Source organism: Kribbella steppae (assembly GCF_004342025.1).
In the GTDB taxonomy this organism is placed as follows: Bacteria; Actinomycetota; Actinomycetes; order Propionibacteriales; family Kribbellaceae; genus Kribbella; species Kribbella steppae.
Map to the genome: position 1 here is coordinate 1 of NZ_SLWN01000013.1, position 14,517 is coordinate 14,517.

Consider the following 14,517-nt stretch of genomic DNA (forward strand, 5'->3'; position numbering starts at 1 on the left):
ATCCTCCTCGCACACCAGCCGCGAGCATCCGACTCCAGAATGCCGGATCCACCCGACGCTCAAACCCACGAGACGCCCTCGCCGAAGCGGTCTTCGTCACATCTCAGCCTGGATGGTTGTCGGCGGATAGTTATGTGCGCATACTGACTATGCCTTGATAGTTATCACTTCATAGTTAGTTTGCCGTCCATTCAGAGCCACCAGTGGTGCACGGTCACGAAACGGAGGGACCGCGATGCGAGACCCCGTGGTTGCGATCAGCTACGCCGTCAGCGATGAGAGCCGCGTCGCCATCCTCGACGCATTGGGAGATACCTCGTACGTCGTCTTCCTGCAGGACCAACGGCCGACGGAGCGAATGGAGACTCTTCGCCGGGCCGAAGCGCTGATCGGTTGGCGGCTGAACCGCGAAGTGTCACCGGACCAATTCGCACATGCCGCCCGACTGCGGCTCATCCAGTTCGTGTCGGTGGGCGTGGACAGCGTCGACTTCACCGCGATCCCGCCAGGAATCGTCATCACCGGCAATGCCGGGGCGTATGCGGGGCCGATGGCCGAGCACGTCATGGCGATGACTCTCAGCTTGGCCAAGCGGCTTCCTCAGCGCCACGCCGCCCTGGGCAACGGCGAGTTCGATCAGCAGGCGCCATCGCTCACCCTGGACGGCGCCGTGTGCGCCATTCTCGGCTTCGGCGGGATCGGCCACCGCACCGCACAGTTGATGCGCGCGTTCGGCGCGCGTATTCACGCGGTGAACACCTCAGGGAGCACGACAGAGCAGGTCGAGTACGTCGGCACTCTCGCCGATCTCGACAAGGTGCTGGCCGTCGCCGACGTACTCGTGCTGTCCCTGCCGCTGACCCGAACGACGCGCGGCATCATCGGTGACCGCGAACTGGCGTTGATGAGACCGACAGCCATCGTGGTCAACGTGGCCCGGGCGGGCATCATCGACCAACCCGCACTGTACGAACACCTGCGGGCGAACCCGGACTTCTGCGCCGGTATCGACACGTGGTGGCACGAGCCACCGCTGGGTGAGGACTTCCGGACCGACTACCCGTTCTTCGACCTGCCCAACGTCCTCGGCTCACCGCACAACTCCGCGATCGTGGCGGGATCGCACGCATCCGCGGCACGGCACGCAGCGCAGAACGTGCGCCGCTACCTCGAAGGCCAGTCCCCGGCCGGGATCGTCCGGCCGGACGACTACATCACACCCCAACCATTGAACGGAGATCCACGATGAACCACGGCACCACGGCCGGCAGCGGCCTCAGCCGGCGCCAGTTGCTGCGAGCCGCAGGGATCGGAGGTTCGGCGATCGCGGCCTCCGCGTCCCTTCTCAACGCGCCCAGCGCCTGGGCCGAGACTCGCGAGGCCGGTGGCAATCAGTACGTCAGAGGAGTCGATGTCATCCCCGACACGTCCCACGCCACCAGCGCCCTCGCCGCACACATCCGCGGCTACTTCCAAGCGAAGAGCGACAAGAATCTCGACTGGCAGACGTCGTACTTCTCGGGCCGGCTCTTCACCTACATCGACGCGATCCTGGGGTGGCACTGGTACAGCCGGCAGGCGCTGCACGACGCGCTGGCCCAGTGGTATCCCACCTGGCCGAAGGACAGCAAGTCCTATCCCACCCGGATTCTGGGTGACACGACGAGCGCGATCCTGCTCTTCACCGACACCCCAGGCATGTTCGGCCCAGGCCAGGTCCGCAACGCCGGCGCGGTCAACTTCAACCGCCAGGGAAAGATCGAGCGCTGGGTCGACTACTGGGACGCCAGGCAGTTCGGCGTAGCCGCATGGCAGAAGGAGCAGGACACTCCCGCCCAGTGGCCGTCGAACTTCCGGGAGTCGACCGTCGGAGAAACCGCTTCTCCCCTGATGCGCCGCGTCGTCGCGGGCCTCGCCGATGCCCTGCGCAGGAACGATATTGCGGCAGCCATGAAGCTGTTCTCCTCGGACGCCGTACTCGAAGACGCGGCGGCACACCTCCAGATCACCAGTCAGTCGAGCATCCAGCGCTACTTCACCAAGGCCGCATCCGTCGTGCCCTACATCGGCCCCGGCACCAGAGTGCGCCACGTGCTCGGCAACAACGTCGGTGGCGGCTACGAGTGGACCGCGGCCGACAGCCCGGTGCCTCGCGGCATCACCGCCCTCGAACTCGATGCCTGGGGCAAGATCGAGCGATTCACCGCCGTGTGGAACGGCGCCCTTGCCGACGACGCGTTGCTCACCGCACTTGCGCGGAATGCAATCGAACAATGACCTGAACCGCGACTCAGGGTGCGGCGAGAACCAGGTCGCTCAGGCGAACATCGCCCAGTTGTCGACGTGGGGCTTCTTGATGGTGGCGAGATCGGTCTCCGCAAGGACATGAGCCCGGCTGCGTTCGGCGGCGTCGACGACCGCGTCCACATCCGGGAACTTGAGCGCGCCTCCGGACTTCATCACCTCGCCATTGATGATGACGGTGTCCACGTTGCCCGGGTGGGCCGACGTCACGACGTTGGCGATCGGATTGTTGAGCAGCGTCAGGTTGAGCGGGTCGGACTTCAGCAGGACGATGTCGGCCCGCTTCCCCGGCTCGAGCGAACCGATCTTGTCGCCGAGCCCACAGGCCGCGGCACTCGACAATGTCGCCGACCGGAAGACATCCGCCGACGTAATGTCCCAGGACCAGACGGCCTCGCCCGAACGGTAGGCGGCATCGGATATGCCTCCTCGCGTCGCGGTGAGCAGGCTGCGCATAGCCGCGAACATGTCGCCGCTGACCGCTACCAGGCTGTCTGTCGACAGCGCCGCCTCGAGGTTGTGATGCCGCATCCTGATCGTTGCCGGAAGCCCGTGGCCGCAGAGCATCTCGTGGTCGGGAGAGATGGACACATGCGTCCCGGTCTCGGCGATGAGGGCGAAGTCCGAGTCGGTCAGGTTGTTGCAGTGAACCAGCGTCAGATGTGGGCCGAGTTGCCCGATCGTCTGAATGTCCTCGATCGGGACAAGGCCGTCGTCGCCCCAGCGGGCACCGGTCCAGCAGCCGCCGCCGAGCCCGCCGTCCATCGCGACGTGCAGGTCGAGCTCCCGGGCGAGTTCGAAGTCGTACCGCAGGACCTCCGGCGTGACCAGGAAGGGCGGTCGCACCTTCATGCCCAACGTGACCCGGGCGTCGTCGTCATGCAGAACACCGTTCCGCAGCCGACGAACGTCATCCGGGTGCTTGCGGCTGCTGTTGTGGTACCAGGCATCCACTTCCAGATCGTTCGGCTCGCCATGGCAGAACAGGACCCGCAGTCCGCTGTCCGCATGAGCCTGGATCGCCGCATCGGCGTGCTCGGGTGAGTTCATGATGTGCGCGAGATCCGAGACGGCAGTCACCCCGCCGTTGATCGCCTCGAGATCAGAGAGAAGGATCGCCGCATAGACGTCCTCGGGTCGGTAACGTGCCGCGAGACGCCCCCGGGCAAGCGATCGGTACTCGACCACGGTTTGGTCGGTACTGATGCACCGCATGAGCGCCTGCCACGGATGCCGGTGCGAGTCGACCAGCCCCGGCATCACGATCATCGAGCTCGCATCGATGACATTCTCACCCGCCACGGGCGGGAGACTCGGCCCGACCTCGGTGATCCAGCCGTCGGCACTGAAGCGAGTATCCAGGTGATCCACCGTCGCCGATCCTGCTCCGGCCGAGATCACCAAGCCTCCGCGGATTGTCGTCACCTGGTTCGTCATCATCACTCCTGCTCTCGACTGAACGGACTTGATGTAGAGTTCTGTCCCGATACATGGGACACTGTCCCAGTGTGTTGCACGCCATTCGAAGGCGTCAAGAGATCCATCCGAGAGGAACTGCCCGATGACGCAACCATCACAGGTGACAGACGAGATCGCCGCCGAGTACTCGGCCGACCTGGACGTCGTCGCTCGCTACCAGCCCGGGATCCGGGCCCGACTCGAGCAGCGCGCTCGCCTCGACCCGGCCTTCGCATACGCCTGGCTCCGCTACGCTGCCCGGCTTCTCGGCCGACCCAGCCTCGATGCCCGAACCCGGTTGCTGGTGATGACCGGGCAGTTCACGATGTCGCGCCGGCACGAGCGCCTCAGGGAGACGGTCCAAGCCGCGATCGCTGAATCCCTCGACCTCAAGGAGGTTCTCGAGGTCATCTTCCAGTGCGCGATTTACGGAGGAGAGCCGCTGATCGACGAGGCGTTGTCGATCTTCGCCGACGAGCTCGAAAAGGCTGACCTGCTCGACGAGGTGTGCAGTCGCGGCCTCCAGGTCGGGCAGCGCGCCGGCGAGCGTGATCTCGACGAGGAGCGCACCCGGTGGCACCCCGAGGACGCCGCCGACCCACGAGCCGACGCGCTCGTGAAGAAGTATGGATGGCAAGGCATCAGCAGCGCGCTCGTTCTCCGTCCGAGGCACACGCTCGACAACGCGCAGTTCCTCGACAGCCTTGACGAGGGATTCACCAAGGCCTTCTACGACCTCGGGTACGACGACATGTACGGCCGGCTCGTCCTGGATCACCGGACGCGTCTGCTGTGCATGGTCGGGAACACGCTCGCGATCGGCGAGATCGTCCAGACCCGACACCACATGCGCACAGCGATTCGCCAGGGAGCTTCACCACGCGAGGTGCTCGAAGTCCTCTTCCAGTCGGTGCTGGTGGTCGGCCACCCGAACGTCGTACCGGAGCGCATCCGCGACCTCGTCGCGATCGTCGAGGACGAGGGCACGAACTTCTTCTGACCCCTCCCGCGCGGGGGACGCAGTACCGGACGTCGAGGAGGAGACAGGAACATGCAGGGACGCATCCTGGTCGTGGGCGCGACCGGACTGGTCGGCGCAGCGGCAACCGAACATTTCGCCGAGCGACCCGGCTGGGAGGTTGTGACACTGTCGCGAAGGCCACCGGTGGGCTGGACGGGATCGCATCTCCAGGTCGATCTCACCGACCAGGACGCCTGCGCGGCGGCGTTTCGCCCAGGACCGCCGATCACCCATGTGCTGTACGCGGCACTGCAGGAAGAAGACGATCTGGAGGCCGGCTGGCGCAGCGATCAACAGCAGCAGACCAACCTGGCCATGCTCCGCCACCTGCTCGACGGAGTTGAACGGGGCGGGGCCCTGGAGCACGTCACCATCCTCCAGGGCGGGAAGGCGTACGGATCCCATCTCGGCCGCGTGCCGGTGCCGGCCAAGGAACGCTGGCCCCGGATGCCGCACCGGATCTTCTACTGGCAGCAGGAGGACCTGCTCCGCGAGCGCGCCGCCGCAGGGCGGTGGTCGTTCAACATCCTGCGCCCACAGCTGATCCTGGGCCGTGCGACATCGAGTCCGATGAACATCATCTCGGCGATCGGCGTCTATGCCGCCGTACTGCGTGAGCTCGGACGGCCGCTCGACTTCCCCGGCGGCGGGATCTACGTCACGGCGTGCAGTGACAGCCGCCTCATCGCGCAGGCGGTCGAGTTCTGCGCGACCACGGATGCAGCGTCGGGCGAGACCTACAACGTGGTCAACGGCGACGCCATCGTGTGGCGCGACCTGTGGCCCTCGGTCGCGGCCCACTTCGACATGCCCGCCGGCGAACACACCCCGATGCGGCTGGCCGAGGAGATGCCACGGCAGTCCGCCGTGTGGGACGACATCGTGGCCAAGCACGACCTGCAACCGCGGAGCATGCACGACGTGGTCGGGTCCTCGTGGCAGACCGCGGACCTGACGTTCGGCTTCGGCAAGGAGCGCCCCTTCGATCGCCTGATGAGCCCGGTCAAGCTGCGTCAGGCAGGGTTCCCGGGCTGCATGGACACCGAGGACGCGGTCCTTCATTGGCTGCGCCGCCTCCAAGCGGAGAGGGTCATCCCGTCCTACTGAGGACGGGCCAGGCGCTGCGCGATGAGCTGTGCCAGATGCAGGGCGGGCCGGTGTGCGAGGTCATTTACCTGGGTGCGGCAGGAGAACCCGTCAGCAAGTACGACGGCGTCCTGCTCCGATCGCGCGATGGCGGGCAGGAGTTGTTGCTCCGCAACTGCCACTGATACGTCGTAGTGGCCTCGCTCCATGCCGAAGTTGCCGGCGAGCCCGCAGCACCCTCCCACCCGATCGACGTGGGCGCCGGCTCGCGCCAGCAATGCGGCGTCGGCGTCCCAGCCCATCACCGCGTGGTGATGGCAATGTGGCTGTGCCACCACTCGCAGGTCGGACAGGTCCGGCGGTGTCCATGTCGGGTGCTCAGCCAAGAGTTCGGCGAGCGTGACGATCCGCCCGACGACCTGGCGAGTGGCATCCCCTGGAACGAGACGGACCGCGTCGTGCCGAAGCGCGGCGGTGCACGACGGTTCGATGCCCACGATCGGCAGCGCGCCGGAGGTCCGGCTGAGCGAGTCGATCGTGCGCTCCAGGCTCCGCTTGGCGTGGTCGAGTTGTCCGGTCGAGATCCAGGTGAGGCCACAACACGCTTCGCGCGGGGTCAGACCGACGCGATATCCCGCCGCCTCCAGAACGGTCACCATCGCCTTGCCGACCTCCGGCGTGAACAGGTCGGTGAAGCTGTCGACGTACAACAACACCTCGGCGGCCTCTCCCCCGTTCGCACCGGCGCGGTTCTGGAACCAGCTGCGGAACGTCTCGGCCGGAAAGCTCGGCGCGCTCCGATGTGGGTCGATTCCCGCGACCGCGAAGAGAAGTCGCCGGAGCGCGGGCACACGGCTGAGACGGTTCGCCACCGCGGGCGCGCGACTCGCCATCCGAGCCCATTGGGGCAGTCGACCAAGCGAGTAGTGGGTGAGGGGCCGCAGGCGTCGGCGGTAGGTCTGGTGCAGGACCTCCGACTTCCAGGTCGCCATGTCGACGCCAGTGGGACAGTCCGTGGCGCATCCCTTGCAGGACAGGCACAAATCCAACGCGTCATGGACCGCCGGACTGCGCCAACCGTCGACCAGCTCGCCGTTCACCATCTCCTGCAGGACGCGCGCGCGACCGCGGGTCGAGTCCTTCTCTTCTCGGGTGGCGACATACGAAGGGCACATCACCGTGCCGGCCGAACCCGCGGTGACCCGGCACTTCCCTACCCCGGTGCAGCGGTGCACCGCCTCCGAGAAGTCACCACCGTCCTCGGCGTAGGCGAAACCGACTTGCTGCAGCAACGGCAGTGAAGAGGTGATTCTGAGCGCGCTCTCGAGCGGAGCCGGCTCGACGAGAACGCCAGGATTCAGTACGCCGTCCGGATCGAACACGTGCTTGACCGCGGCCATGATTCGCAGCGCGTCGCTCGAGTACATGATCGGCAGCAGCTCGCTTCGTGCCCGCCCGTCGCCGTGCTCGCCTGACAGCGAACCGCCATGCCGGACGACAAGTCCGGCAGCCTCGACAAGGAACTCACGCATACGGTCTGCGCCGTGTTCGGCCCTGAGTGCAAAGTCCAGCCGGGTATGCACGCAGCCGTCGCCGAAGTGACCGAACGGCATGTGGGTCAACCCGCTCCTGCTCACGAGCTCCTCGAACTCCCGGAGGTACTCCCCCAGAGCCGCGGGCGGCACCGCGGCGTCCTCCCAACCGGACCAGGCGGGTGCACCCGATGGCGCCCGGCCGGCCAGTCCCGCGCCGTCCTCCCGGATCCGCCACAGCGCCGCTGACTCTCGAACGTTGTCGATCACCCGCGCTTCGAGGGCGTCGACACACATCGCCAGGTCGCGCGCGCGGTCGAGCACCTCGACCTTGGAATCACCGGGCAACTCCACGAGAAGCCAGGCCGCTCCGCGCGGAAGCTCCGGTACGGCGGCGGCACCCCGCCTGCGCCGTACCACCTCGACGATGCGGGCATCGATGCCCTCGCACGCTGTGGGGCTGTACTTCAGAACTGTCGGTGTCGCTTCCGCCGCTGCGACGATGTCGTCGAAGCCGAGAGCGACCAACACCCGCTCCGCCGGCTCTGCGACGAGGCGCACGGTGATCTCGGTGAGTACGCCGAGCGTCCCCTCCGACCCGACCAGGGCACGAGTCAGGTCGAATCCGTTCTCCGGCAGCAGGTTGTGCAGCGCGTAGCCCGAGACCTGCCGTCCGAACCGGCCGAATTCGGTGCGAAGGGTGGCCAGGCCGTCGCTCACGACCGACCGCAGACCGGCGATACCATCGGCAAAGCCATCCGTATGGTGAGAGCCGTCGCCGCGACTGGTGAACAGGTCATCACCAGCTCCGGTGACGAGTCGCAGGGCTGCCACGTTGTCGGCGGTCCGGCCGTAGCCGAGCGCTCGTGACCCGCACGCGTCGTTCCCGACCATCCCACCGATCGTGCATCGACTGTGCGTCGAGGGATCCGGCCCGAATCTCAGACCATGAACGGCTGCGGCGCGCTGAAGATCCGCCAGCACCACCCCGGGCTGCACGCGCGCGAGACCGGCGGCCGGATCGAGCTCGAGGATGCGACCCAGGTGACGGCTGAGGTCGAGGACGAGGCCCGGCCCGATGGCATTGCCGGCCACTGAGGTGCCGGCGCCGCGGGCGGTCACCGGCACCCCGAGCTCACGGGCCGCGCCGAGCGCCAGCGCGACCTCGGCCGCTGAGGAGGGACAGGCGACAGCCTCAGGAACGACGCGGTACAACGAGGCGTCGGACGAGTAGGCCGCCCGCGCGGTGTTGTCGTCTCGCACGTCCCGGAGCCCGGCCGCACGCAACCGTGCTGCGATCGAAGGCACACGTCAACCTTTCTCGATTCACGCGCACCCGCGACTAGATGTGCTTGACCCCCATAGCGGTGAGGGCCGACGACAGCTCGTGCGCTCGTTCGCGCACGATGTCCCCGATGGCTTCGAAACCGCCCTCGGGAGCGCGTGAGGTGGGTATGGCAACGGTGAGACCGCCGACGACGGTGTCACCGGAAAAGAGCGGAGCGGCGACGCCGTCAACGCCGACGACGCGCTCCTCGAACGACGTGGCGTATCCGAGTTGCCTCGCCGATTCGACGTCCTTCTTGAGAGCGGCGACAGTGGTTGGGGTCTGCGGGGTGAACTTCGTCAGGTCCAGGCTGTCGAGGTCGATGTCAGCTGCGGACAGGATCGCCTTGCCGACGGCACCGGCGTGCAAGGGAAGTCTCGTGCCGAGGGCCTGCACGTGCCTGACCGAATGGTTGCTCTCGACCCGGTGGACGAACGTCGCGAAGGTCTCGCCTTCGTTGTACGTCGCCAGGTAGCTGGTCTCCCCGACCTGGGCGACGAGCGCGGTCATGATGTCGTCCACGATCTTGAGCCCTGGAACCACACCGAAGACCCGCGCCGCCAGCTCGACCAGACGCCGTCCGACCGTATAACCGCCGTCCTCGCGCTGTTCGGCGTACTGACTGTCCGCCAGCGCTTGCAGGATCCGGTGAGTCGAGCTGCGGCTGTTTCCGGTGGCTTCGGCGATCGTGCGGACACTGAGCACCCCAGAGCTCTGCGTCAGTGCGTACAAGGTGTCGGTGACACGCTGGGAGATGGGGACGGACTGGCCGCCCTTCTCCTCGCCGTTCTGGTCCGTCGTCATTGGCTGTCCTTGCTCGTCTAGTGCTGTCCCCAGAGCGCGCACTGTATCTGCCGCCAGCCGGCGCACCGGTGATCACGGTGTCATCTCATGCTGGCACACGGGTGTGCAGTCCGATGATCTCGCGCGCCTCGGCGGGCGTCGCGATCTCCCGGCCCAGCAACGTGGCCAATTGCACGGCCTTGTCGACCAGGCGCGCGTTGCTGTCCGCCAGCTCCCCCGGGCTCAGGTAGGGGTTGTCCTCGTAGCCGACCCGGATGTGCCCACCCATACCGATGGCCATGGCAAGAAGGTTCCAGTGCCGCTCCGGACTCATCACGCTGACATTCCAGTTCACGCCAGCCGGCAGGGAGTCGACCATGAACTGCAGCGCCCGCTCCTCCGGTGGTGTCCACGACCCGCCATCCCAGTCGATGAAGAGCGTCGTCCACACCGGCCCCGGCAGCAGGCCTTCGTCCTGGAGGCGTCGAAGGTTCCACAACGCCCCCGAGTGGAAGGACTCCACTTCCATCTTCACGCCGTGCTCGGCGGTCACCGTCGTGTACTCGCGCAACTCTTCCAGGGGGTGCAGCGAGTAGATGGCATTGGGCGGGTACGAGGGATCCGGCTGGAAGTACTCGTCGTGGGAGTTGAACGCCACCGACATCATGTCCGGCCCGAGCTTCATCAGTGGGACGCGATCCTCGAGCCGGGCACCGGCGATGCCGTACTGGATGATGCCGTCCGACCGGTCGCGGATGGAGGCGGTCATCTCCTGCCATCCGTCGACGTCGAGACGGCTCAGCTTCTTACCGTCCTCCTGGATCTCGGCCTCGAGTGCCCTGATGCCATGCAGATGAGCGATGGACGCTCCCGCGTCGAGACAACGCACGTACTCGTCGGCGATGGCCACCGCGTTCTCGCGGGTCGACGGCAGGCAGTAGTGGTTCGCCGGATACGAGACCCGGGAGTCACACGCGGCGGTGATGATCAGCTTGTCCATGGGTTCCTTCTGTCCTCTGAATCGTTCCTCGTCGCCCGACCGAGGTGGCGCTGTCCCGAGTAACCAATGTCCCGCTCAGCGGGACGATGTCCCATGACGTTAGCTTGGCCATCGTTGACTCGTCAATCCCCTGACTCACCACGCTGCGAGAGTCGCTTCCGATGCAGCGGCCGCCGAGTACGACGTACTGAGCTCACCGAGACCGTCGATGACCACGGCCACCGAGTCGCCATCGGCAAGCGCCACACCTCGCGCCTTGCCGACCCCTGCCGGCGTACCGGTGAGAATCACGTCGCCGGGCCGCAAGGCCACGACACGGGAGACGAAGGCGATCAGTTCCTCGATCGGGTGGTACATCGACGCGGCCACGTCGTCCTGGACGAACTCGCCGTTGTGCGCGGTGCGGATCCGGAGCTGCCCGGGCTCAGGGACATCCGATCGCCGTACAACGCCCGGCCCGAGCGCCGAGCCGCGATCGAACGCCTTGGCGGCGAACCAGTCCACCTGGAAGCGGTTGGCCAGGACCGACGGCTGGAGATCCCGCGCGGATCCGTCGTTCCCGATCGTGTAACCCGCGATGTACGCACTCGCAGCCTCCGGCGCAATGGACCTGCCACGTCTTCCCACGACGACAGCGAGCTCTCCTTCGTAGTCGAAGAAGCTCGAAGTCGCCGGCAGGTCGACCGTCGACGCGTGCCCGACGAACGCCGACGGCGGTTTCAGGAAGATCACCGGCCGCGGTGGGCTGGCACCTCCCGCCTCGGCCGCATGGGCCGGGTAGTTCTGCGCTACACAGAACACCCGCGCACTGTCGGTGATCGGCGGCAGCAGCGACACGCGCTGGGCCGGAATCGGCCGACCCAGGGCGGGCAAGTCCGCGTCGCCCCGTGCCCAGCGTTCCAGGCACTCGCCCCAGGACTCGTCGCCGAGACCAGTCCGCAGCACCTGACCTCGGTCGAGCACCCCGACTTCCGGTTGCCCGCTGTCGACGAACCGCACCAGCGATAACCCCATGTCGCCACCTCTTCCACCTTCGTCACGGTCCGGGACGGACCCCTTTGACAGCCACGTAACGACCTCTTGACAGCCGTGTGACCCGAACCATACGTTGTGGGACAGCGTCCCGGCAATCGGGACACCGGGGCAAGAGTCGGGGACTTCTCCCCATCGGTCTTGGAAGGAACGACGACATGGTCCGATCTCGCTGGGCGTGTGTTGCCGGCACTCTTGTTGCGGTCGCGGTCGCAGCGAGCGCCTGCAGCCAGCCGGTCGCCCCTACAGCTCAAAGCAGTGCGGTCAAGCAGGTGAAGGTGAAGGGCCTCTTCGCGAGTGCCTCGAACAACGTGCCGATGATGGTGGCTGCCGAGAACGGCTACTGGCGCGAGCGAGGGCTGGACGTCACCGTCCAGGTGCTCGACACCGGGTCCGCCATCGCCACTGCCCTCGTCACAGGCGCAGCCGACATCGGTGCCGGCAACGCCACGTCGAGCGTTCCGCTGTCGCGTGCCGCGGGCAACGACTTCGTGCTGGTCGGTCCGTACCACAACAACCCGTTGGTGGTCGCCGGCACCGAGCGGGTCGCGATCATCGCGGGGAAGGACTCCGGCGTCCGCGCCGGCGATCCGCGCTCGCTGATCGGCAAGTCCGTGGCCGTCACCGAGGGAAACACGAACGAGAACTACCTGCGGGCCTACCTGCAGGCGCACGGGATGTCGATGAGCGACATCAAGCCCGTGAACATGGCCTATCAGGACATGCCGACTGCTCTCTCGCAGGGCAACGTCGACGTGGTCGTCCCGATGGAGCCAGGTGTCAGCGAGACCATCCGCAAGATGGGCGACGCGACGATCGTCCTGCAGCGAGGTGGACCGTACGGCTCGAGCGTCGTCGGTGTCATGGTCACCGACAAGTACCTGGCCGAGCATCCGGACGTGGTCAAGCAGTACGTCCTCGGAGTCTGGGAGGGTGTCAAGTTCACCCGGGAGCACCCTGAAGAGGCAGCGGCTCTCGCGCAGCGTTACATCTCGGGGGTCAACGTCGAAGACGTCACCTCGGGGCTCAAACAGATGCGCACCGAGTTCGACCCACGCATTTCGCCCTGCACGGAGAAGGCCGTCATGGGCGAACAGGCGAGGTTGATCGCGGACCACAGCATGAAACTCGCCAAGCCGCTGCCGTACGACAAGATCGTCGCCACCGACTTCATCAAGGGTCTGCTCGCGGACGACGAAGGCCTCGCCGAGGGCCTGGCGCCGCTGCCCGCCAACGTGTCCGAGTGCAAATGAGCGGGGGTACGGCGATGACTCGACAGCCGCAGCTGGTGGAGCCGACCAGACAGGAAAGGACCGACATGGTGCCGGCGTCCGATTCTGAGCACAAGCCGCTCCTCGAGGCGATCGGCCTGAGTCACCACTACGAAGTGCGTGGCTCCACGGTCACCGCGCTGGACGATGTCAACCTGACCATCCGCGAAGGCGACTTCGTAACGATCGTCGGACCCAGCGGCTGCGGCAAGTCCACCCTGGCCAGCATGTTCGCGGGACTCATCAAGCCGAGCCGGGGCCAAGTGCTCTATGACGGGAAACCGATCGACGGTCCGTCCCGGGAGCGGGGAATGGTCTTCCAGGAACTTGCCGTACTCCCCTGGCGGACAGTGACTGACAACATCGCCCACGGACTCCAGATCGCCGGCGTCCCCAAGGCCGAGCGCAACCGACGGGTCGCCGAGCTGGTCAAGCTGATCGGGCTCGAAGGCTTCGAGAGCAAGTACCCGCGTGAACTGTCCGGCGGCATGCGGCAGCGCGTCGCAGTCGCACGGACCTGGGCGCCCGAACCACCGGTGATCCTGATGGACGAACCGTTCGCGGCCGTCGACGCCATCACCCGCCTCACCCTCCAGGAAGAGCTGATCAGGCTCGCCAAGACGACACAGCGCACGGTCGTCTTCATCACGCACAGCGTGGACGAGGCCGTCTTCCTCGGCGACTACGTCGTCGCGATGACCGCACGGCCCGGGCGCGTACTGGAGATCGTCCCGGTGAACCACCCGCCCGGTCAGCGGACCTGGGAGGCGATGGCCACCGACACCCGTCTCCAGGAGATCGTCTCCCACGTCTTCGAACTGGTGCGCGGCCGGGCTGCCGGGACGCAGGCAGAGCGATGACAGCGACGACCGCACCTCTGACCACGCGAGGTGGAGGTGGGCACCAAGCTGCGGTGCACCGGTTCCGGTTGTCCGGCCGACCGCGCATCTGGCTCCTGCAGGCGATCCCGTTCGCCGTCCTGCTCCCGCTATGGCAACTGGCCGCCGAGAGGATCGGCGACGACACTATCCTTCCCGGCCCCGCGCAGGTGGCCGAGGCCGCCGCCGAACTGACCACCCGGGGAATCCTTCCCGCCGCGGCGCAGGGAAGCTTCACGACCTTGCTCATCGGTACCGGCCTCACGATCGCGGTCGTGTTGCCGCTGGCAATCCTGCTCGCACTGAACAGCACGGCCGCCGGGTTGATCCAGCCGATGGTTCGGTTCATCAGCAATGTCCCCGCCATCGCCCTGATCCCCTTGTTCATCGTCTGGTTCGGCTTCACCGACAGAGCGGTGTACGCGACCCTCGTCTACACCGCGGCGATCCCACTGCTGTTCTCCGCCATGACCGGCGTACAGAAGATCCCGCAGGTCTACGTCAACGGCCTGAAGCCTCTGGGCGCGGGCACCCTGCACACGATCCGCGCCGTCTACCTGCCCGGCGCGACACCCGGCATCGTCGTCGGCATCAGGCTCGCGTTCAGCTACGGATGGCGCTCCGTCGTCGCCGGCGAACTCATCATCGGCAGCGGTGGCCTGGGCGAGATGCTCTCCCGCGCACGCTCGACCAACCAGATCGACGAGATCATCGCCGTGATGATCGTCATCAGCATCCTCTTCCTGGTCATCGACCGGCTGTTCCTCTTCCCCTGGGAACAGATCGTCGCCGGCCGATGGTCATCGCTTTAGGGGGTATGGCAAC

The 14,517-nt window shown here is 66.6% G+C and carries 12 protein-coding genes; 7 read left to right on the top strand and 5 right to left on the bottom strand.

What is annotated here, in order from left to right; all coding sequences use genetic code 11:
- The first annotated feature begins 235 nt into the window (after positions 1-235).
- Positions 236-1,249 (top strand): 2-hydroxyacid dehydrogenase, encoded by a 1,014-nt coding sequence (locus tag EV652_RS32320; RefSeq protein ID WP_132213089.1) that lies wholly within the window; start codon positions 236-238, stop codon positions 1,247-1,249.
- The gene (locus EV652_RS32325) at positions 1,246-2,277 is read left to right on the top strand and encodes a nuclear transport factor 2-like protein (RefSeq protein ID WP_132213090.1); all 1,032 of its coding nucleotides are present in this window, start codon (positions 1,246-1,248) and stop codon (positions 2,275-2,277) included. Before EV652_RS32320 ends, EV652_RS32325 begins: the two co-directional genes overlap by 4 nt.
- A 39-nt stretch (positions 2,278-2,316) precedes the next feature.
- Here the strand turns inward: EV652_RS32325 and EV652_RS32330 are convergent, their stop codons facing one another.
- Entirely contained in the window at positions 2,317-3,741 is a 1,425-nt protein-coding gene (locus EV652_RS32330) for an amidohydrolase family protein (protein ID WP_206752104.1), read from the bottom strand.
- A gap of 124 nt (positions 3,742-3,865) precedes the next feature.
- Here EV652_RS32330 and EV652_RS32335 point away from each other — a divergent pair, with 124 nt between their 5' ends.
- On the top strand, positions 3,866-4,762 hold the full coding sequence (locus tag EV652_RS32335) for a carboxymuconolactone decarboxylase family protein (protein ID WP_132213092.1): 897 nt from the start codon (positions 3,866-3,868) through the stop codon (positions 4,760-4,762).
- Positions 4,763-4,813: 51 nt separating this feature from the next.
- A complete protein-coding gene (locus EV652_RS32340) occupies positions 4,814-5,890 on the top strand; it encodes an SDR family oxidoreductase (protein ID WP_132213093.1) in 1,077 nt (358 codons plus the stop codon).
- On the opposite strand, the gene EV652_RS32345 is transcribed toward EV652_RS32340, so the two are convergent.
- The 4 genes from EV652_RS32345 to EV652_RS32360 form a co-directional block, all read right to left on the bottom strand.
- Positions 5,884-8,709, bottom strand: coding sequence for an FAD-binding and (Fe-S)-binding domain-containing protein (locus EV652_RS32345; RefSeq protein ID WP_132213094.1), 2,826 nt, complete (start codon positions 8,707-8,709; stop codon positions 5,884-5,886). The genes EV652_RS32340 and EV652_RS32345 overlap by 7 nt on opposite strands.
- Positions 8,710-8,743: 34 nt before the next feature.
- Complete coding sequence (locus tag EV652_RS32350) at positions 8,744-9,532, bottom strand: IclR family transcriptional regulator (RefSeq protein ID WP_132213095.1); 789 nt, start codon at positions 9,530-9,532, stop codon at positions 8,744-8,746.
- 85 nt (positions 9,533-9,617) lie between these two features.
- Positions 9,618-10,511, bottom strand: coding sequence for a beta-keto acid cleavage family enzyme (locus tag EV652_RS32355; protein ID WP_132213096.1), 894 nt, complete (start codon positions 10,509-10,511; stop codon positions 9,618-9,620).
- A 135-nt stretch (positions 10,512-10,646) separates the two neighbouring features.
- A complete protein-coding gene (locus EV652_RS32360) occupies positions 10,647-11,525 on the bottom strand; it encodes a fumarylacetoacetate hydrolase family protein (protein WP_132213097.1) in 879 nt (292 codons plus the stop codon).
- A 176-nt stretch (positions 11,526-11,701) separates the two neighbouring features.
- Between EV652_RS32360 and EV652_RS32365 the strand changes: the two genes are divergently transcribed.
- Genes EV652_RS32365 through EV652_RS32375 form a run of 3 tightly spaced genes read left to right on the top strand, consistent with a single transcriptional unit; the run spans position 11,702 to position 14,504 of the window.
- A complete protein-coding gene (locus EV652_RS32365) occupies positions 11,702-12,796 on the top strand; it encodes an ABC transporter substrate-binding protein (protein WP_132213098.1) in 1,095 nt (364 codons plus the stop codon).
- A 14-nt stretch (positions 12,797-12,810) separates the two neighbouring features.
- Positions 12,811-13,674, top strand: coding sequence for an ABC transporter ATP-binding protein (locus EV652_RS32370; protein WP_132213099.1), 864 nt, complete (start codon positions 12,811-12,813; stop codon positions 13,672-13,674).
- Positions 13,671-14,504: an ABC transporter permease gene (locus EV652_RS32375; RefSeq protein ID WP_132213100.1), complete on the top strand. Its 834-nt coding sequence runs from the start codon at positions 13,671-13,673 to the stop codon at positions 14,502-14,504. The genes EV652_RS32370 and EV652_RS32375 overlap by 4 nt, the downstream gene beginning before the upstream one ends.
- Positions 14,505-14,517: the final 13 nt, after the last annotated feature.